This is a genomic window from Cryobacterium mannosilyticum, assembly GCF_004402705.1.
GTDB classification, from domain to species: domain Bacteria; phylum Actinomycetota; class Actinomycetes; order Actinomycetales; family Microbacteriaceae; genus Cryobacterium; species Cryobacterium mannosilyticum.
On record NZ_SOFM01000016.1, the window covers coordinates 99,229 to 117,282 of the forward strand.

General features: G+C 69.9%; 18 protein-coding genes. 12 read left to right on the plus strand and 6 right to left on the minus strand.

Translation table 11 applies throughout. The annotated features are described in order from the left end of the window. Positions 1-11: 11 nt before the first annotated feature. From E3O32_RS06360 to E3O32_RS06370, 3 genes are all read right to left on the minus strand, one after another. Positions 12-239, minus strand: a complete 228-nt coding sequence (locus E3O32_RS06360) for a YgaP-like transmembrane domain (RefSeq protein WP_134507736.1) — start codon at positions 237-239, stop codon at positions 12-14. Positions 240-294: 55 nt separating this feature from the next. Further along, entirely contained in the window at positions 295-915 is a 621-nt protein-coding gene (locus E3O32_RS06365) for a class I SAM-dependent methyltransferase (RefSeq protein ID WP_134540109.1), read from the minus strand. A 76-nt stretch (positions 916-991) separates the two neighbouring features. Further along, positions 992-2,314, minus strand: coding sequence for a LuxR C-terminal-related transcriptional regulator (locus E3O32_RS06370; RefSeq protein ID WP_241974647.1), 1,323 nt, complete (start codon positions 2,312-2,314; stop codon positions 992-994). A gap of 120 nt (positions 2,315-2,434) precedes the next feature. Here E3O32_RS06370 and hxlB point away from each other — a divergent pair, with 120 nt between their 5' ends. Together hxlB and hxlA are read left to right on the plus strand one after the other, a co-directional pair. Further along, on the plus strand, positions 2,435-3,037 hold the full coding sequence (hxlB, locus tag E3O32_RS06375; RefSeq protein ID WP_134507740.1) for a 6-phospho-3-hexuloisomerase: 603 nt from the start codon (positions 2,435-2,437) through the stop codon (positions 3,035-3,037). A 55-nt stretch (positions 3,038-3,092) separates the two neighbouring features. Beyond that, positions 3,093-3,716 carry a 3-hexulose-6-phosphate synthase gene (gene hxlA / locus E3O32_RS06380; RefSeq protein WP_134507742.1) on the plus strand — a complete coding sequence of 208 codons (624 nt, stop codon included), beginning with the start codon at positions 3,093-3,095 and terminating at the stop codon, positions 3,714-3,716. 82 nt (positions 3,717-3,798) lie between these two features. On the opposite strand, the gene E3O32_RS06385 is transcribed toward hxlA, so the two are convergent. The 3 genes from E3O32_RS06385 to E3O32_RS06395 all read right to left on the minus strand — a co-directional run bounded on the left by E3O32_RS06385 (position 3,799) and on the right by E3O32_RS06395 (position 6,558). Beyond that, complete coding sequence (locus tag E3O32_RS06385; protein ID WP_241974649.1) at positions 3,799-4,467, minus strand: HAD hydrolase-like protein; 669 nt, start codon at positions 4,465-4,467, stop codon at positions 3,799-3,801. Between the two features lie 132 nt (positions 4,468-4,599). After that, the gene (gene nucS / locus E3O32_RS06390) at positions 4,600-5,295 is read right to left on the minus strand and encodes an endonuclease NucS (RefSeq protein ID WP_134507744.1); all 696 of its coding nucleotides are present in this window, start codon (positions 5,293-5,295) and stop codon (positions 4,600-4,602) included. A 9-nt stretch (positions 5,296-5,304) separates the two neighbouring features. Next, positions 5,305-6,558 (minus strand): MFS transporter, encoded by a 1,254-nt coding sequence (locus E3O32_RS06395; RefSeq protein WP_134507746.1) that lies wholly within the window; start codon positions 6,556-6,558, stop codon positions 5,305-5,307. A gap of 91 nt (positions 6,559-6,649) precedes the next feature. On the opposite strand from E3O32_RS06395, the gene E3O32_RS06400 reads away from it, so the two are divergent. The 10 genes from E3O32_RS06400 to E3O32_RS06445 all read left to right on the plus strand — a co-directional run bounded on the left by E3O32_RS06400 (position 6,650) and on the right by E3O32_RS06445 (position 18,018). Continuing rightward, on the plus strand, positions 6,650-8,059 hold the full coding sequence (locus E3O32_RS06400; protein WP_134507748.1) for a pyridoxal phosphate-dependent decarboxylase family protein: 1,410 nt from the start codon (positions 6,650-6,652) through the stop codon (positions 8,057-8,059). Between the two features lie 79 nt (positions 8,060-8,138). Then, positions 8,139-8,945, plus strand: coding sequence for an IclR family transcriptional regulator (locus tag E3O32_RS06405; protein ID WP_134507750.1), 807 nt, complete (start codon positions 8,139-8,141; stop codon positions 8,943-8,945). 100 nt (positions 8,946-9,045) lie between these two features. After that, positions 9,046-10,359, plus strand: a complete 1,314-nt coding sequence (locus E3O32_RS06410; RefSeq protein ID WP_241974651.1) for a cytochrome P450 — start codon at positions 9,046-9,048, stop codon at positions 10,357-10,359. Continuing rightward, positions 10,356-11,435, plus strand: coding sequence for a PEP/pyruvate-binding domain-containing protein (locus E3O32_RS06415; protein WP_134507752.1), 1,080 nt, complete (start codon positions 10,356-10,358; stop codon positions 11,433-11,435). The genes E3O32_RS06410 and E3O32_RS06415 overlap by 4 nt, the downstream gene beginning before the upstream one ends. A 110-nt stretch (positions 11,436-11,545) precedes the next feature. Continuing rightward, positions 11,546-13,432, plus strand: coding sequence for a PEP-utilizing enzyme (locus E3O32_RS06420; protein ID WP_134507754.1), 1,887 nt, complete (start codon positions 11,546-11,548; stop codon positions 13,430-13,432). Further along, the gene (locus tag E3O32_RS06425) at positions 13,425-14,207 is read left to right on the plus strand and encodes an SDR family NAD(P)-dependent oxidoreductase (RefSeq protein WP_134507756.1); all 783 of its coding nucleotides are present in this window, start codon (positions 13,425-13,427) and stop codon (positions 14,205-14,207) included. The genes E3O32_RS06420 and E3O32_RS06425 overlap by 8 nt, the downstream gene beginning before the upstream one ends. Positions 14,208-14,233: 26 nt before the next feature. Continuing rightward, positions 14,234-14,554, plus strand: a complete 321-nt coding sequence (locus E3O32_RS06430; protein ID WP_134507758.1) for a 2Fe-2S iron-sulfur cluster-binding protein — start codon at positions 14,234-14,236, stop codon at positions 14,552-14,554. A 5-nt stretch (positions 14,555-14,559) separates the two neighbouring features. Next, positions 14,560-15,849 (plus strand): NAD(P)/FAD-dependent oxidoreductase, encoded by a 1,290-nt coding sequence (locus E3O32_RS06435; protein WP_134507760.1) that lies wholly within the window; start codon positions 14,560-14,562, stop codon positions 15,847-15,849. A 52-nt stretch (positions 15,850-15,901) separates the two neighbouring features. Beyond that, positions 15,902-16,546 (plus strand): HD domain-containing protein, encoded by a 645-nt coding sequence (locus E3O32_RS06440; protein ID WP_134507762.1) that lies wholly within the window; start codon positions 15,902-15,904, stop codon positions 16,544-16,546. A gap of 11 nt (positions 16,547-16,557) precedes the next feature. Beyond that, on the plus strand, positions 16,558-18,018 hold the full coding sequence (locus E3O32_RS06445) for an aldehyde dehydrogenase family protein (protein ID WP_241974653.1): 1,461 nt from the start codon (positions 16,558-16,560) through the stop codon (positions 18,016-18,018). Positions 18,019-18,054 lie beyond the last annotated feature (36 nt).

Here is an 18,054-nt window from a genome sequence, read left to right on the forward strand (position 1 = left end):
CTGGTCCGGAATCAGGATGTGAAGGCCTTCCGGAAGGCGGGTCCCTGCAACGGCTTGCCGAAGAGCGGCGCGAGCAGGCAGAAATCGAATGAGCCCGCGGCGATGAAGACGGCACCGAGCATGGCCAGAATCCACCCCCAGCCACCGAGCACGACGGCGAGGAGCACGAGGATCAGGCCTGCGACGATCCGCGTCCAACGGCCGGCAGGCGACCCGAGGAACTGAAGGATGGACATCATTGCTCCCTTGTTCTGTGCTTCTCAATATACCCCATGGGGTAATTATTGCGAGGCCTCAGGCCGTGGCGACCAGGATGGTGTCGAGGGCGACTCCGCCCGTGTCCGCCGGTGACTCCGGGTCGGTGGCGAGGTCGCGACTGACGGTCTCGCACCGCAGGACTCGCTCGGGTCCCACGATCGATGCCAGCAGCTCGGGTGTGTACAGAATGTCGGGGTTGCCGGGGCCCGGACCGCCGGCGCCGATGTTTGCCCGGTCATGGCCGAGCACAAGCAGGTGCCCGCCGGGTGCGAGCCAGCCGAGCGCCCTGGCCAGCAGCGTGCGGAACAGCGCCTCCGGCAGGTGCAGGTACATCACCGTGACCAGGTCGAAGCGTTCCTCGGGTTGCCAGGTCGTGGCATCCGCCACCAGCCACGTCACGTCGACACCGGCGGCCCGCGCGTGCTCCCCGGCCTGGGCGATTGCCTCGGCGGAGAAGTCGAGCCCGGTGACGTTCCAGCCCCGGCCGGCCAGCCAGATCGCGTTGCGGCCGTCGCCGGTGGCCAGGTCGAGCGCGCGCCCCGCTCGCCAGGGCGTCACGGTGTCCTGCACGAGTTGCGCCGGCAGGGCCGACCAGAGCCTCGCGTCCTGGCCCTCGCGCGCCTGCCGGTAGCGGTCGTCCCACTCGTTCGCGTCCAATGCGAGGTCCCTTCGTTCGATCCGGCTTCCGGCGTGGCAATCTTCGCACGGTTCGGCGGCAGGAGAGCGGATGCGGTCAGCGGGCGAGCGAGGCGAGCTCTGCCCGCGTGGAGGCGCCGACCTTGCGCAACAGGTTGGCCACGTGGAACTTGACTGTGTTCTCGCTGATCAGCAGCACCTCGGCGATCGCACGGTTGCGCGCCCCGGAGGCGACCAATTCCAGGACGCCCTGCTCGCGGGGGCTGAGGCCCCATTCGGCTGCCGGCGCCAGCGCGGCGACCGGCGCGTCGAGCGGCAGGGTCACCACCATCTCGGAACCCCACCCCGCGGTGGCCTCCACCTCGAGGCTGCCGCTGAGCGCGGCAACCCGGCCGGCCAGCCGGCTCACGCTCGGAACGTCGGTGGTGAGGTCGCCTGGCCCGTCGTCGCGCACCCGGATGAGCAGGTTGCTGCCGTCGCAGTCCCACTGCACCCGCACCCGGCCGACCCCCTCCTGGTCGATCAGGGCGAGCACGGCGCCGCGCACGATGGCCCGCCCGGCGTGGGCGACCTCGCCGGGGAGCGCCCGGCCGTTGAGCGGGGGCTCGATGAACTGCACGTCCAGGTCGCCGAAGCGCACGAGCGGCCGCAGGTCGTCACGCAGCCGTTCGAAGGCCTGCGCGACCGGTTCCTCCGACAGGGACCGGTCGCGGTCTGAGACCGCCCGCAGTCGCACCATGGCCTGGGCCGTCACGTCGATCGCATTCTGGCGCGCCGCTTCCGCGCTGGCGTCGCGCGCTCGGAGAACGGCGAGGAGCGACTCCAGCGTGGTCGCGTGCGCATCGGTGAGATCGGCGATCACCCTGGCCCGCTCGGCCGATGCGGCCCGCGAGTCGAAGAGGTAGGCGGGAGGCGCCGCGGCCACCTGGCGACGGATGCCGGCGGCCACGAGCTCCCACAGCTGCCCGATCACGGCGATGGACCGGGCCGGCCCGTTTTCCGGTCCGCCGTCAGCGACGGTGCCAGGTCGGCCGGACGCCTCGGCCGGCTCGGACTCCGGCCCCGGCTCGGGGTCGGTGAGCACGAGCAACGCGCCGGTCCCGGCGAGCCAGGCGGCCACCGGGCGCGTCTCGGAGCCGATCGTCGCGTCGGCCAGCCACAGGGGAGTGGAGCCCTCCGGCATCGAAGCGCGGAGCGCGTCCAGCTCCGCGATCGAGACCCGGTCGGTGATGAAGTGGTCTCCGGCCTTCTTCTGCGGCCGCCCGGTGCAGTCTTCGGTGAAGATCACCAGGGCGCTGTGGGCGAGGAGCGGGCGCACCAGTTCGGAGAGGCTCGCTGCCACGCCGAGAAGTGGGCTCGAGAGCACCGGGTCGATGCGCGTGAGCAACTCGATCGAATGGGGTTGCAGAAGTGGATTCACGAATCCAGCCTATCCATTCCCGCGTTCGAGCCGCCGGATCCACGTCGACCTACCCGGACGGGTAGGTCTGCCGTCCGTTCGGTGGGCCGCGCGCCCGCCCGGGACGGCGCACGATGAGGTATGCCTTCCCGCAGCACAGCCTCGCCCCTCAAGCCCGCCGTCTCGGTCCTGCCTGCCCTCGAACTCATCACCGCCGAGAACGCCGCCGTCAGTCATCGGCTGCAGGAGGACGCTGCGACGCACCTCGAGTCGGCCGCGGCGCGGCTGCTGGCCGCCCGCAGCGTCTTCGTCTTCGGGGCCGGCCGGTCGGGCCTCGCCCTGAAGATGACCGCAATGCGCCTCATGCACCTGGGGCTCCGAGTGCACGTGGTGGGGGAGACGACGTCGCCGGCGATCGGCCCCGGCGATGTTCTGCTGGTGGCGAGCGGCTCGGGCAGCACGGGCGCGATCGTGCGTGCGGCGGAGGCCGCTGTCGCAGCCGGCGCCGGGATCGTGGCGATCACCACCGATCCCGGCTCGGCGCTCGCCGGCCTGGCCGAGGTGACGGTCGTGGTTCCTGCCGCTCGCAAGCAGGACCACGACCGGCGCTTCTCGGCCCAGTACTCCGGCGGGCTGTTCGAGCAGAGCGTCGTGGTCATCGGCGACGCCATCTTCCACAGCCTGTGGAAGTCATCCGGCGCCACGGCCGAGGAATTGTGGCCGCGCCACGCCAACCTCGAATAGCCCGGCCCTTCCCGACGAATCCAGTCAATCCACACGAACCAGAAAGAAGAACAACATGAAGCTTCAAGTCGCCATGGACGTACTCACCACGGATGCCGCCCTTGCGCTGGCAGCGCAGGTCGCGCCCCACGTGGACATCATTGAACTCGGTACCCCGCTGATCAAGGCGGAAGGACTGCGCGCCGTGACCGCCATCAAGGCGGCCCACCCGGACAAGACGGTCTTCGCCGACCTCAAGACCATGGACGCCGGGGAGCTCGAGGCAGACCTGGCGTTCACGGCCGGTGCCGACCTCGTGACCGTGCTCGGCGCGGCCGGCGACAGCACCATCGCCGGGGCCGTTGCCGCGGCGCGCAAGCACGGCAAGGGAGTGGTCGTCGACCTGATCGGGGTCGCCGACAAGGTGACCCGCGCCCGCGAGGTCACCGAGCTCGGCGCCGCGTTCGTTGAGATGCACGCCGGCCTCGATGAGCAGGCCGAGCCCGGGTTCTCCCTGGCGACCCTGCTCAACCAAGGGGAGACGGCCAGAGTGCCGTTCTCTCTGGCCGGCGGAGTGAGCGTCGCCACAATCGCCTCCGTGCAGCGGGCCGGCGCATCCGTCGCCGTCGCCGGCGGCGCGATCTATGGCGCTGAGGACCCGGCGGCCGCAGCCCAGGCGCTTCGCGCGGCGATCATCTAAGCCCGGCGCCAGGCCTCGCACGAAAACACACGAGGCACCTCCCGACGGGAAGGTGCCTCGTTCGTCGTGGGTGGGGGGTGGTTCAGCCGAGCAGGAGCTTGGCGAGTTGGTCGACCGAGTAGACCGTGGCGGTCGCGGCGGCGGCTTCGGCGGGGGAGCCGTAGCCCCACTCGACGAGGATGGTGGGAACGCCGTGCGCGGCGGCACCCTCCGCGTCGTAGCTGCGGTCGCCGACCATGACCGGCGCCGCGAGGTTGGCGCCGGCGGCGCCGAGGCGGGTCAGTGCCTCTTCCACGATGTCCGCCTTCGAGCTCCGGGTCTCCGTGTCGGACGCGCCGACCATGACCGTGAAGTACTTGGCGAGGTCGAAGTGCTCGAGGATCGTGATGGCGCTGTGCTCCGGCTTGCTCGTGGCCAGGGCCATCGGGATCCGGGCCTCGTGGATGCGCTCGAGCAGGCCGGCCACGCCGGGGTAGACGGCGGTGTCGAGCATGTGCTCGCCCTGGTAGTCGGCCCGGTAGACGGCGAGGGCCTCGACGGCCTCATCGGGCGTCATTCCGGCGTATTCGCGGAAGGCCGCGAGCAGGGGCGGGCCGACGTAGGCGAGGAGTTCGGAGGCCGGCGGAACCGGCCGGCCGAGGAGGGCGAAGGTGCGGGCGAGGGAGTTGGTGATGGCCGGGGCGGAGTCGGTGATGGTTCCGTCGAGGTCAAAGAGGATGGCGCTCCAGGTGCGCGTCAGTGTCGGATTCACTCGCCCATCCTAGGCGGCATGGCCGCGAACTCCTGCACCGGAAAAGGAACCGTTAGCTTATTCCTGTTTCGCCGCGGCCGCCAGCCTCTTGCGCAGTGTGTCGCGGCGCGACAGTCGGCACCTCGCTCGGGCCTAGAAAAGCTTGGACTGGGTGTCGTCGAGGCCGCGCATGGCGTCGTAGTCGAGCACCAGGCAACGGATGCCGCGGTCCTCGGCGAGCATGCGCGCCTGCGGCTTGATGATCTGAGCCGCGAACACCCCGACCACGGGCGCCAGGTGCGGATCCCGGTTCATCAGTTCGAGGTACCGGGTGAGTTGCTCGACCCCGTCGATGTCCCCCCGGCGCTTGAGCTCGACCGCGACCGAGCCGCCCGCGGCATCCCTGGCCAGGATGTCGACCGGGCCGATGGCCGTCATGTACTCGCGGCGCACGAGCGTGTGGCCGTCGCCGAGCAGGTGTATGTGCTCGGCCAGCAGCTTCTGCAGGTGAGCCTCGACGCCGTCCTTGATCAGCCCGGGGTCGATTCCCAGCTCGTGGGCGGAGTCGTGCAGCACCTCGTAGATGCTGACGATGAGCTGGTCGGCGGTCTTGGCGTGGGTGACCGTCCAGAGTGCGGTGACGCCGGCATCCGCCTGATCGGCGTCGGGCTCGGATTCGGCCAGGCTGCACGGCGGGCTCATCCAATTCAACGGCTTGTACGACCCGCCGTCGGAGTGCACGAGCACGCTGCCGTCGGACTTGATCATCAGGAGCCGGGTGGCCAGCGGCAGGTGCGCGCTGAGCCTTCCGGCGTAGTCGACGGAGCATTGGGCTATTACGAGGCGCACCGTTCGAGCTTAACCGGAGACGTGGCGGGTTTCGCGCGCGGCCGGCGCGGCGAGGCCGGCGAGCACCATCAGCACGAGGATCAGGAAGAGGGCGTTGAGGATGCCCCAGGCCTGGCCGAGCAGGCCGAGCACCGGGGGGCCCACCAGGAACGCGAAATAGCCGATCATGGCGACCGCGCTCACCCGCGCGGCGGCGTTCTTCGTGTCGTCGGCGGCCGCCGACATGCCGACCGGGAAGCCGAGCGAGGCGCCCAGACCCCAAAGCACGGTGCCGCAGTAGAGCAGAGCGTGGCTGGGCGCCAGGATGAACAGCAGAAGGCCGAGCACACCGAGCACCGCGCAGGCGCGGAGCACCGGCACCCGCCCGAAACGGTCGATCACGGGACCGCCGAGCACCCGGCCCACGGTCATCGCGGCCACGAACACCCCGAAGACAATCGCGCCCTCGGTGTTGCTGAGACCGTGGCCGTCGACGGAGGCCAGGGCCAGCCAGTCGTTCGCCGAGCCCTCGGCGAAGGTCATCCCGAGCACGATCGTGCCGATCAGCAGGATCTTCGGATCCGCCCAGACGGTCAGGCTCGCCCGCAGCCGCCCACGACGGCTCTTCGGCCCGTCGGCCGTGCCGGCGGCAGCAGCCTCGGCGCGTGGGTCGACCAGTGGGATGTAGCGCACGGCGACGAGCATCGTGGCCAGCACCAGGATCGCCATCCCGAGGAGGTGCCAGTGCACGGGCAGTGCGATCAGGGAGGCTCCGGCGCCGATGAGGGCACCGAGCACGGTGCCGAGGCTGAAGCAGGCGTGCATCAGCGGCATCAGGGTCCTGCCGATTTCACGCTCCGCCGCGGCGCCCTCGACGTTCATCATGACGTCGAGCGAGCCGATGCCGAACCCGACGAGGGCCAGGCCGAAGAACACGAAGGGGGCAGACGTGAGCAGGCTGGCACCGCCACCGACGAGGGTCAGCCCGACGACGGACAGTGAGGCGCTGAGGAGCATCGCGCGCCGCGCGCCGAATCGGCCGAGTAGCCAGACGGCGGCGATCAGGCCGAGCACCGATCCGGCCGAGAGGCCGAAGATGAGGATGCCGACCTCGGCCGTGCTCAGCCGCAGGCCGTCGCGCACGGCCGGGATCCGCGACATCCAGGTGGCCAGGGTCAGCCCGCTGATGAAGAAGATGACGAACACGGCGTTGCGCCAGGCGAGCAGGCCGCGCCTGGTCGTGCTGGGCGTGGTCGTTCCGGTCGGCTGTGCGGGCTGGGTCACGGGGGAATCCTCGGTCGGGGTCGTCGGCCCGTCGAGGCCGTCCCTTCAAACTAGCCGACCCGGTCGATCCGAGGCGGGCTACACTGGCGCCATGTCGGCCCAGCCTGACGCCTTCGATGAGGCTTTGCAACGGGCGAGAGCGCACACCATGGAGTGGCTCGCGTCCGTTCCGTCCCGCCCGGTGGGCCCGTCCGTGAATGCCGACGACCTGCGTGCCGGATTCGCCGCACCGCTGCCGGAGCAGGCCACCGACCCGGCCGAGGTGATCGACGAACTCGCGCGCCTGGCCGAACCCGGCCTGATGGCGATGCCCTCCGGCCGCTTCTTCGGCTGGGTGATCGGGGGAACGCTCCCGGCGGCCCTGGCGGCCGACTGGCTGGTCAGCGCGTGGGACCAGAACGCGGGCATGCGGTTCGCCACCCCCGCCGTCGCCGCGGCGGAGGAGGCGGCCGCCGGGTGGCTGCTCGACCTGCTGCACCTGCCGCCGGGTGCCGACGTGGGCTTCACCACGGGCGGGACCACCGCCAACTTCGTCGGTGTCGCCGCGGGCCGGAAGGCCGTGCTGGACCGGGTCGGCTGGGACCTCGCCGGCCTCGGGCTCTTCGGGGCGCCGCGCATCCGGGTGTTCGCGGGCGCTGAGCGGCACGACGTCATCGACCTGGTGCTGCGCTACCTCGGCCTCGGCGCGCCCATCCTCGTCGACGCCGACGACCAGGGCCGCATCCGGCCGGACGCCCTGGCCGCCGCCATGGACTCCGGCGGAGACCCGGCCGGCCCGGCCATCGTCTGCCTGCAGGCCGGCAACCTGCACTCCGGCGCCTTCGACCCGATGCAGGAGACGATCGCCGTGGCACACGAACGCGGGGCCTGGGTGCACGTCGACGGCGCCTTCGGCCTCTGGGCGGCGGCCAGCCCGCGCTACCGGGAGGCCCTGGCCGGCCTCGACCTGGCCGACTCGTGGGCGACCGACGGGCACAAGACGCTCAACGTGCCCTACGACTGCGGCATGGCGATCGTGGCCAGGCCCGACGTCGTGCGTGCGGCCTTCGGCGTGCACACCAGCTATCTCATCACCGACAGCTCCGGCCCGGGCGACCCTTTCGACAAGGTGCCCGAGCTCTCGCGTCGCGCCCGCGGCGTCACCGTGTGGGCCGCGCTGCGGTCACTCGGCCGGGCCGGCACCATCGCCCTCGTGGAGCGGCTGGCCGACCGGGCGGCCGAGCTCGCCGCGGGGATCGCCCGCCTCCCCGGCGCCGAGGTGCTGAACGACGTGGTGTTCACCCAGGTGAGCGTCAGCTTCGGCGACGACGAACGCACCCGCCGGGTCACCGCGGCGCTGCTCGCCGGCGGCGTCGCCTGGATGTCCGGGTCGCGCTGGCACGGCCGGGACGTGCTGCGCATCTCGGTGAGCAACTGGTCAACGGATGCCGACGACGTCGCGCTCTCCCTCGCCGCCCTGGACCAGGCGGTCGCCTCGGTTGACGCGATAGAATTGTCCTGATCAGCGTCGATGTGAATGCGGTTGGTTCCATCGACGCTCCGGCGTGCGGGGAACCACCGAGGGCAGTCGAAGGGGCATCGTGGCAGGTCGGACATCGGCTCCGGGGCAGTCGGTCACCGGGCGCGTGCTGAGCATCCTCGCCGTCTTCGAGCTCAGCCCCTCGGCGAGGTCGCTGTCGGAGATCGCGGCCGAGAGCGGGTTGCCGCAGAGCACGGCTCACCGGCTGCTCGGCGAGCTCGAGGAGTGGGGAGCGGTGCAGCGGGATGCCCGGGGCCGGTACCAGATCGGCCTCCGGCTCTGGGAGCTGGGCCAGCACGCCGGCAGGCAGCTGCGCGACGTGGTGCGGCCGTTTCTGCAGGACCTCTTCGGCCTCACCCAGGAGACCGCCCATTTCGCCATCCGGGACGGCGCCGACGTGCTCTACATCGACCGGGTCTACGGCACCCGGCGGGTGCCGCAGGCGTCGAGGGTGGGCGGGCGGCTCCCCATGCACGCCACCGCCGTCGGCCGGGCCATCCTCGCGTTCGAAGACGACTGGGTGCGCGACGCCGTTCTCGCCGGCACGCTGGTGAAGCGCACGGCCTTCACCAAGACCGATCCCGACCAGCTCCGCCGCGAACTCGAGAAGATCCGCGGCCAGGGGTTCGCGCTGGCCTCCGAGGAGGTGCGGCTGGGCTCCTGCTCCCTGGCGGTGCCCGTGTTCCAGGCCGACGGTCACATCTTCGGCGGCCTGGGGATCGTGCTGCCGATCACCCGGGCCCACCAGCTCGAGCGTAACCTGCCGATCCTGCTTGGCACCGCGCAGCGGATCCAGGCAGGGATCGCCCACCTTCCCCCGTCGGCGCTCCGGCCGGCCACGCGGGCGCGCACGCAGCCGCAACCCTGATTCACTTCCATCCAGTGGGACGGTCCGAGGGCTTCTCAGGATCGGCGGCATTAGATGGACGCAGTTCCACGATGTTGTGGACCAGACCAAGGAGCATCACGTGAACGCTCAGACAGATTCGTCGACGGCCCCCGCCGAAGCGGCAGACCAGTGCCCGGTCGACCACCGCTCGAAGTCCAGCGTGGCCCCGGCCGACCACCACGGCTATGAACCGTTCAACATGAACGACCCGTTCCCGGCCTACGACGAACTCCGCGCCGAACAGCCGGTCATGTTCGACGAGCGGATCGGGTACTACATCGTCAGCCGCTACGACGACGTCAAGGCCGTCTTCGATGACTGGCAGACCTTCAGCAGTGAGAACGCGCAGGCCCCGGTGCGCAAGCGAAGCGCCGCGGCCGTCAAGATCATGAACGACGGCGGATTCACCGCCTACTCCGGGCTGTCCGCGCGCATCCCGCCGGAGCACACCCGCATGCGCACGATCGTGCAGAAGGAGTTCACCCCGCGCCGGTACAAGGCGCTGGAGCCCACGATCCGCGAGAACACCGCCAGGCTGCTGCGGCAGATGCTGGCCCACCCGGATGCGACCGGCGACTTCCTCACCGACGTCGCGGTCGACATCCCCACCATCACCATCCTCGGCCTGCTCGGCGTCGGCCCGGAAATGGTGCCCACCTACAAGAAATGGTCGGACTCCCGTGCCGCGATGACCTGGGGCGACCTCAGCGACGAGGAGCAGATCCCGCACGCGCACAACCTGGTCGACTACTGGAACGAGTGCCTGCGCCTGGTCTCCGACGCCCACGCCCACGGCGGCGACAACCTCGTCGCCGACCTGGTCAAGGCGCAGGATGCCGGCGCCGAGATCTCCGACCATGAGATCGCCTCGGTCTGCTACAGCCTGCTCTTCGCCGGCCACGAGACCACCACCACGCTGATCTCCAACACCATCCGGGTGCTGCTCAGCCACCCCGACCAGTGGCAGACGCTTGTCGCCGACCCCAGCCGGATCCCGGCCGCGATCGACGAAACCCTGCGGTACAGCCCGTCGATCGTCGGCTGGCGCCGGAAGGCGCTGAGGGACACCGAGATCGCCGGCACTCCGATTCCGAAGGGCGCGGACATCCTGCTCCTGATGGGCGCGGCCAACCGCGACCCCGGTGTCTTCGAGGAGCCGGAGGTGTTCGACCTGAGCCGGGAGAACGCCCGCACCCACCTGTCATTCGGCTTCGGCATCCACTACTGCCTCGGCAACATGCTCGCCAAGATGCAGGACAAGATCGTGCTCGAGGAAACCCTCAAGGCGGTCCCGAACCTGCGCATCGTCAACCCGGAGGCAATCACCTTCGGCGAAAACCTGTCGTTCAGGGCGCCGACGTCGGTGCCCGTCACCTGGGAGGTCCCGTCATGACCCACGCACCCTTCATCCAATTCTTCGACGACGGCGCGGCCCCCCGGCACGAGCTTCTCGGCGGCAAGTGCGCGTCCCTCGTCGCCCTGACGGCCGCGGGAATGCCGGTGCCTCCCGGGTTCGCCATCACCACTGCCGCCTACGACGCCTTCATCCACGAGGCCGGCATCGAGGCCGACATCCACGCGCTGCTGGCCGGCCTCGACCCGAACGACATCGCCGAGGTCGACCGCGTCTCGGCCCAGCTCCGGTCGGAGATCACCTCCCGCCCCGTGCCCGCCGAACTGCACGCCATCACGATCGACGCCTACAACGCGCTCCAGGCCAGGTTCGCCTCCCCGGTCCCGGTGGCCGTGCGCTCCTCCGCCACGGCCGAGGACCTGCCGGATGCCAGCTTCGCCGGCCAGCAGGACACCTACCTGTGGCTGACCGGCGTCAAGGACGTCACCGAGCACATCCGGGCCTGCTGGGCTTCGCTCTACACCTCGCGCGCCATCATCTACCGGCTGAAGAACAACATCCCCGATGAGGGACTCTCGATGGCCGTCGCGGTGCAGAAGATGGTGAACGCCCGGGTCGCCGGGGTCGCCATCACGATGGACCCGCACAACGGCGACCGGTCCAAGATCGTGATGGAGGCGGCGTACGGCCTCGGCGAACTCGTGGTCTCCGGACAGGTCACCCCCGACAACATCACGGTCGACAAGGTCATGCTGATGGTCGTCAAGCACACGATCGGCGACAAGCACGCCGAGCTGGTTCCCGACCTCGAAAGCAGGTCGCTGGTCGAACTCGAGGTCTCCGAGGAGCGGCGCAATCGGCTCTGCATCAGCGACACCGAGATCACCGCCATCGCCACGATCGCCAAGAAGGCCGAGAAGCACTTCAAGTGCCCGCAGGACATCGAGTGGGCGCTGGACCGGGACCTGCCCGACGGGGAGAACCTGCTGTTGCTGCAGTCCCGCCCCGAGACCGTGTTCTCGTCAACGGCAACGGGTTCCATCCCGGTCACCTCAACCGGGTTCGGCATCGAGAGCATCACCAAGTCACTGATGAGCCAGGCCGGCAAGGCCTGACCCGGCGGGCAGCCGACCCGCTCGGAACCGGCCGGTATCCACTTCACTTCACTTCACTTCACTCCAACTCACCTCACCCGCACCTCCCCCCACCACAGAACGGTTGAACCATGACAGAGAAGTCATTCCCCAGCCCCTACGACCAGACGCCCGCCGCCGCCGCCGAGGGGTGGAAGGACCTCTACGCCTACAACCTGGTCTTCCAGGACAACCGGCGTGAGGTCGAGGAAGCCAAATTCTGGTTCTGCGACAGCCAGCACTGGCCGACGGTGACGAAGCCGTTCGAGACCATCGGTTTCGAATTCGCCGTCTCCTGCCTGGGCCAGTACAACTCGCGCCACCTGCTGATCCCGCCGGCCAACGGCATCGAGTTCCGCATCCACAACGGCTACGTGTTCATGTCGCCGGTCGGCGTGCCGGAGGCAGAGATCGCCGCCCGGGTGCCGCAGTTCATGGAACGGGCCGGCCACTACTTCCAAAACTGGGACACCCTGCTCGAACAGTGGCAGGGCAAGATCCGCGGCACCATCGACGAGCTCAACGAACTCTCCTTCGAAGCGCTGCCCGACGCGGTCCCGGTCGAGGACGTGCTCAGCGGCAAGGGCACCGGCCCCAACAACGAGCTGCTCGGCAACTTCGACAAGCTGATCGCGCTCACCTACCGGGCCTGGCAGTACCACTTCGAGTTCCTCAACCTCGGCTATGTCGCCTACCTCGACTTTTTCACCTTCTGCAAGGAGGTCTTCCCCGGCATCCCCGACCAGGCCGTCGCCAAAATGGTGCAGGGCGTGGACATGGAACTCTTCCGTCCGGACGACGAACTCAAGAAGCTCGCCAAGCTCGCCGTCGAACTCGGCCTCGCCGACCACTTCGGCGACACCGAGAACCCCGACGCGACGCTCGCCCGCATCGCGGCCGCGGCCGGCGGCGACACCTGGCTGGCAGCATGGGACGAGGCCAGGGACCCGTGGTTCAACTTCACGGTCGGCAACGGCTTCTACGCGCACGACAAGTACTGGATGGACCACCTCGAGCTGCCGCTCGGGTACATCAAGGATTACATAGTGCGGGTGCAGACCGGCCACAATATCGACCGCCCGGTCGAGGAGCTCGTCGCCGAGCGCGACCGGATCACCGAGGAGTACTCGGAGCTGCTCAGCCCCGAGCAGCTCGCCGCTTTCCAGGGCAAGCTCGGCCTGGCCCGCCAGGTCTACCCCTACGTCGAGAACCACAACTTCTACATCGAGCACTGGACCATGGGCGTGTTCTGGCGCAAGGCCAGGCAGCTCTCGAAAATGCTGCAGGGCCAGGGCTTCTGGCCGGAGGAGAACGGCATGTTCTACCTGCGCCGCGACGAGGTGCGCGAGGCGCTGTTCGACTACGTCACCGGCTGGGGCGTCGGCGCCCCCGCCATCGGCCCCGACTACTGGCCGGCCGAGGTCGCCCGCCGCACGGTCATCGTCGACGCGCTGTCGAAGGAGCGCCCGCAGCCGGCCCTCAACACGCCGCCCGCCGTGATCACCGAGCCCTTCACCCTCATGCTCTGGGGCATCACGAGCGACCAGATCAGGAACTGGCTGGGCGACTCGGATGCTCCGGAAGGCGAATTCCGCGGAATGGCCGCCTCCAGCGGCGTGGCCGAGGGCCCGGCCCGGGTGATCAGCAGCTCCGACCAGCTCTCCGAGGTGCAGGACGGCGACATCCTCGTCGCACCCGTCACCGCGCCGTCGTGGGGGCCGATCTTCGGCAAGATCCGCGCCACCGTCACCGACATCGGCGGCATGATGAGCCACGCGGCCATCGTCTGCCGGGAATACGGGATGCCCGCCGTCACCGGGACCGGCACCGCCTCCTCCCAGATCAGGACCGGGCAGTGGCTGCGGGTCGACGGCAACAACGGCACGGTCACGATCGTGGAAGACCACGATCACGACCTCAGCCTGGCGCCGGCCGCCGCGGTCCAGCTCGACGCCGCTCTGGAAAGCAGCCATGCCTGAGGCCGGCACGGCCCCGACCTCCCCCAGAACGGTGCTGATCACCGGCGCCGCCGGCGGTCTGGGCCGTGCCTTCGCCCTGGGCTTCGCGGCCCAGGGTGACCGGGTGGTCGTCGCCGACGTCAACCTCGACGGCTGCCGGGAGACCGTGTCGCTGATCGCGGCCTCCGGCGGCACGGCCCTGGCCGTCGGCGTCAACGTCACCGCCCTCGACTCGGCAACCGCAATGTCGATGACCGCCGCGTCCTTCAGCCGCGACCACGGCGGCGAAGGCAAGATCGACGTGGTCATCAACAACGCCGCGATCTACGCCACCGTCACGCGGGCCCCGTTCACCGAACTCGACCCCGACGAATGGGACCGGGTGATGGCCGTCAACCTCAAGGGTCCGTGGCTGGTCACTCGCGCCTGCTCGCCGTACCTGCCCGACGGCGGAAAGGTGATCAACCTCTCCTCAGCCACCGTGATGAGCGGCTCGGCCCAGTGGGCGCACTACGTGGCGTCGAAGGGCGGGGTGATCGCACTCACCCGGGTGCTCGCCAAGGAGCTCGGCGACCGGAACATCACGGTGAACGCGATCGCACCGGGCTTCACCCTCACCGAGGCCAGCTACGGGCTGATCGACGGGGCCGAGCAGTACGGAGTGGACCGCGGCGCCCTCAAACGGGCCAGCGAGCCGGGCGACATCGTCGGAGCGGCGCTCTTCCTGGCCGGCCCCGGCAGCAACTACATCACCGGCCAGACCCTCGTGGTCGACGGCGGCCGGCAGTTCATCTAACGAGTTCGAACAAGGAGACCCGAGAAATGCCAACCGTAACCTACGTCGCCTACGACGGCAGCGAGACCATCGTCAACGGATTCGCGGGCGACTCCGTCATGGAGACCGCGGTGCGCAACGGCGTCCCCGGCATCGTCGCCGAGTGCGGCGGCAGCCTGTCCTGCGCCACCTGCCACGTCTTCGTCTGCGCCGACAGCGCGGGACTTTTCCCGCCCCGGGCCGACCTCGAGGACGACATGCTCGACGGCACGGCCGTCGACCGGGAAGAGAGTTCCCGGCTGTCCTGCCAGCTCAAGCTGACGGATGACGTGGCCGTGCACGTGCAGACCCCCGAGACCCAGGTCTGAGCGACATGCCCACTCCAGCGCAGCCCCGCACGGGCACCCTCATCGTCGGCAACTGCCAGGCGGGTGTGCAGATCGCCTCCACCCTGCGCGAGCTGGGCGACACCGAACCCATCACGCTGGTCGGCGAGGAACCGCACGCTCCCTACCAGCGGCCCCCGCTGTCGAAGGCCTTCCTCAAGGGCGAGGCCACCGCCGACTCCCTGGCCTTCCGCACGCACGACTTCTACCGGGAGCACGACATCGAACTCGTCACCCGGGAGCGGATCGTCACGATCACCCGGGACGAGACGGGCGGCGTGGCCGTGGCCGAGTCGGGGCGCACCTTCCCGTTCGCCCGCCTCGCCCTGGCCACGGGCGCCGTGCCGCGCACGATCCCCTTCGAGGGTTCTGAGCTGGAGGGCGTCAGCTACCTCCGCACCGCCACCGAGGCGACGGTGCTCGAGCAGCAGCTGCACCAGGCGACGAACGTCGTCGTGGTCGGTGGCGGGTTCATCGGGCTGGAGGTCGCCGCCGGGGCCCGCGCGGCCGGCAAGTACGTGACCGTGCTCGAAGCCGCCCCACGGCTGATCGGCCGGGCCGTCTGCGAGCAGACCAGCGAGTTCTACCTCCAGGCGCACCGGCGGCGGGGCACCCGGGTGGTCCTCAACGCGAAGGTCGTGCGCTTCACCGGAGAGCACGACCGGGTCACCGGGGTCGAACTCGGCGACGGAACCGTCGTGCCGGCCGAGGTCGTGCTGATCGGCGTCGGCGTCATCCCGCGCACCGAACTCGCCGGGCAGCTCGGACTGCAGGTCGACAACGGAATCGTCGTCGACACTCACGCGCTCGCCTCGGACGGGCTCACCGTGGCCGCCGGCGACTGTGCGAACATGCCGAACCCGTCGATCGCGGACTTCGGCCAGGGCCGACTGCGGCTGGAGAGCGTGCAGAACGCCGTCGAACAGGCCAAAGTCGCGGCGGCCACCCTGCTCGGCCAGGCTGCCGAGCACAAGACGGTGCCCTGGTTCTGGTCGGACCAGGCCGACCTCAAACTACAGATCGCCGGCCTCTCCGGAGAGCACGACCAGGTCGTGCTCCGCGGTGACCCAGACTCGGAGAAGTTCTCCCTGCTCTACTACCGGGACGGCATCCTGATCGCCGCCGACTGCGTCAACAGCCCACTCGACTTCATGGCCGTGCGCAACGCCCTGCACAAGGGCCAGTCGGTCCCCGCCGCGCTGGCGGCCGACAGCTCGGTCCCGCTCAAGAAGTCCGTCACCGACGTGCTCCTTCCCGTTCCTTCCCCGGCCGCGTAGGCCCCTTCCCGTGTGCGCCCCGGCGCCGGCCACCCCAGAAAGCGAGATCGCCATGACTCTGCAGACCGAACACCCCGTCGACACCTCACCCATCGACGTCGCCGGCGACGCCCCGACCGACCTCGACCCGCTCTGGCGGGCCGTCGAACCGGAGATGCGCACGCGCGGCAACGACATCCATATCCCGATCTCGTTCGCCTTCGCGGAGCGGCTCTGCGAGGCCTACCCGGAGGCGGACTCCCTCGTCGTGCGGGTGGCGATCCTGCTGCACGACACCGGCTGGGCGCGCGTCGACGAGACCAAGATCATCTCCGAAGGGTTCGGCGCGAACTGGCGGCAGGCGCAGATCCGGTTCGAACACGAGATCAAGGGCTGTGAGATCGCCAGGGAGGTGCTGCCGGGCCTCGGCTACGACGACGCGTTCATCACCCGGGTGACCGACATCATCGACGGCCACGACACCCGCGCGGAGTCGCACTCGATCGAGGATTCCCTCGTGCGCGACGCCGACCGGCTGTGGCGCTTCAACCCGGCCGGAATCGCCCTGGCCTCCAGCTGGTTCGGCCAGACCCCGTCCTTCTACTGCCGGCGCCTCCGCACCGAGATCCTGCCCGAGCTGATCACGGCCGCCGGGCTCGAGATGGCGACGGTCGAACTGGACCGGGCCGAGGCGCTGCTCAAGGTGGCGGTGCTCTGATGGAGACGGCCGTGGCGACCCTGCCCTACACGCACACCGCCGACCTCTTCATCGACGGCGCCTGGACGCCGGCCGAGGGCACGGGGAGCACCCCGGTGACCAACCCGGCCACCGAGGAGATCTGGGGGAGCGTGCCCATCGCATCCGCCGGAGACCTGGACCGGGCCGTCGGCGCGGCCCGGCACGCGTTCACCGGCCACGGCTGGCGCGACCTGACACCCACCGAGCGGGCCGGCCACCTGCTGCGACTGGCCGATGAGGTCGAGAAGCGGGCCGAGGCGATCTCGCACACCAACACCTGGGAGAACGGGTCCCCGGTCGCCGAGACCGCCAGGGCGGCGTCGAACGCGGCCGCGATCTTCCGCTACTTCGCGTCGCTCGCTCCGCACCTGGAAACCCCCGACATCCGCCCATTCCCCGACGGCTCCGCCGAGACCGTCGTGCGGAAGGACCCGGTGGGCGTCTGTGCGCTGATCGCCCCGTGGAACTTCCCGATCAACCTCGTCGTGGCCAAGCTGGCGCCGGCCCTGATGGCCGGCTGCACCGTCGTGATCAAGCCGGCCTCACCGACGCCGCTTTCCATCCGCCAGATCGCGGATGCCGCCACGGCCGCCGGGATCCCGGCCGGCGTGATCAACGTGGTCACCGGCAACAGCTCGGTGGGCGACGCCCTCGTGCGGCACCCCGGCATCGACAAGGTGGCGTTCACCGGCTCCACCCCGGTGGGGCGCTCGATCGGCGCGGCCTGCGGCGAACTGCTCCGGCCGGTGACCCTGGAGCTCGGCGGCAAGTCCTCCGCCCTCGTGCTGCCCGACGTCGACCTGGCGGAGATGGCGAAGGTGCTCATCCGCAGCTGCATGCGCAACACCGGGCAGACCTGCTACATCTCCACCCGCGTGCTCGCCCCGCGGGAGCGCTATGACGAACTCGTCGACATGGTCACCGCCACGATCAGTGCGGCGCCGCAGGGTGACCCGATGGACCCGGCGACCGTGTTCGGGCCCAGCGCCACCGCCGCGCAGCGCGACACCGTGCGCGGCTATATCAGGTCGGGGATCGCCGAGGGCGCCCGCGCGACGACCGGCGGTGACGTCGCCTCCGGGTTCGACCGGGGCTTCTACGTGAAGCCGACGGTCTTCGTCGACGTCACCCCCGGGATGCGGATCGCCAGGGAGGAGATCTTCGGGCCCGTGCTGTCGATCCTGCGCTACGACACCCTCGACGAGGCGGTGGGGATCGCCAACAACACCGGCTTCGGCCTCGGCGGCACCGTGTTCTCGGCGGATGTCGACCTGGCGTTCGAGGTGGCCGCCCGCGTGGACACCGGCTCTATCGGGCTCAACTTCTTCGCGTCGAACCATGCCGCGCCGTTCGCGGGCCGCCACGACTCCGGCCTCGGCGTCGAGTTCGGGCTGGAGGGACTGCACGTGTACCTCAAGCCGCAGTCGGTGCACCGCCGCATCCGTTCGTAGCGGGCGCAGGCTTGTGCAGCTCGGGCTCCTCCGCCT

Coding starts and splice junctions, on each gene's coding strand:
- E3O32_RS06360 (WP_134507736.1), bottom strand. CDS start 239: ATGATGTCCATCCTTCAGTTCCTCGGGTCGCCTGCCGGCCGTTGGACG.
- hxlB (WP_134507740.1), top strand. CDS start 2,435: ATGCCTTCCCGCAGCACAGCCTCGCCCCTCAAGCCCGCCGTCTCGGTC.
- hxlA (WP_134507742.1), top strand. CDS start 3,093: ATGAAGCTTCAAGTCGCCATGGACGTACTCACCACGGATGCCGCCCTT.
- E3O32_RS06400 (WP_134507748.1), top strand. CDS start 6,650: ATGTCGGCCCAGCCTGACGCCTTCGATGAGGCTTTGCAACGGGCGAGA.
- E3O32_RS06415 (WP_134507752.1), top strand. CDS start 10,356: ATGACCCACGCACCCTTCATCCAATTCTTCGACGACGGCGCGGCCCCC.
- E3O32_RS06420 (WP_134507754.1), top strand. CDS start 11,546: ATGACAGAGAAGTCATTCCCCAGCCCCTACGACCAGACGCCCGCCGCC.
- E3O32_RS06425 (WP_134507756.1), top strand. CDS start 13,425: ATGCCTGAGGCCGGCACGGCCCCGACCTCCCCCAGAACGGTGCTGATC.
- E3O32_RS06430 (WP_134507758.1), top strand. CDS start 14,234: ATGCCAACCGTAACCTACGTCGCCTACGACGGCAGCGAGACCATCGTC.
- E3O32_RS06435 (WP_134507760.1), top strand. CDS start 14,560: ATGCCCACTCCAGCGCAGCCCCGCACGGGCACCCTCATCGTCGGCAAC.
- E3O32_RS06440 (WP_134507762.1), top strand. CDS start 15,902: ATGACTCTGCAGACCGAACACCCCGTCGACACCTCACCCATCGACGTC.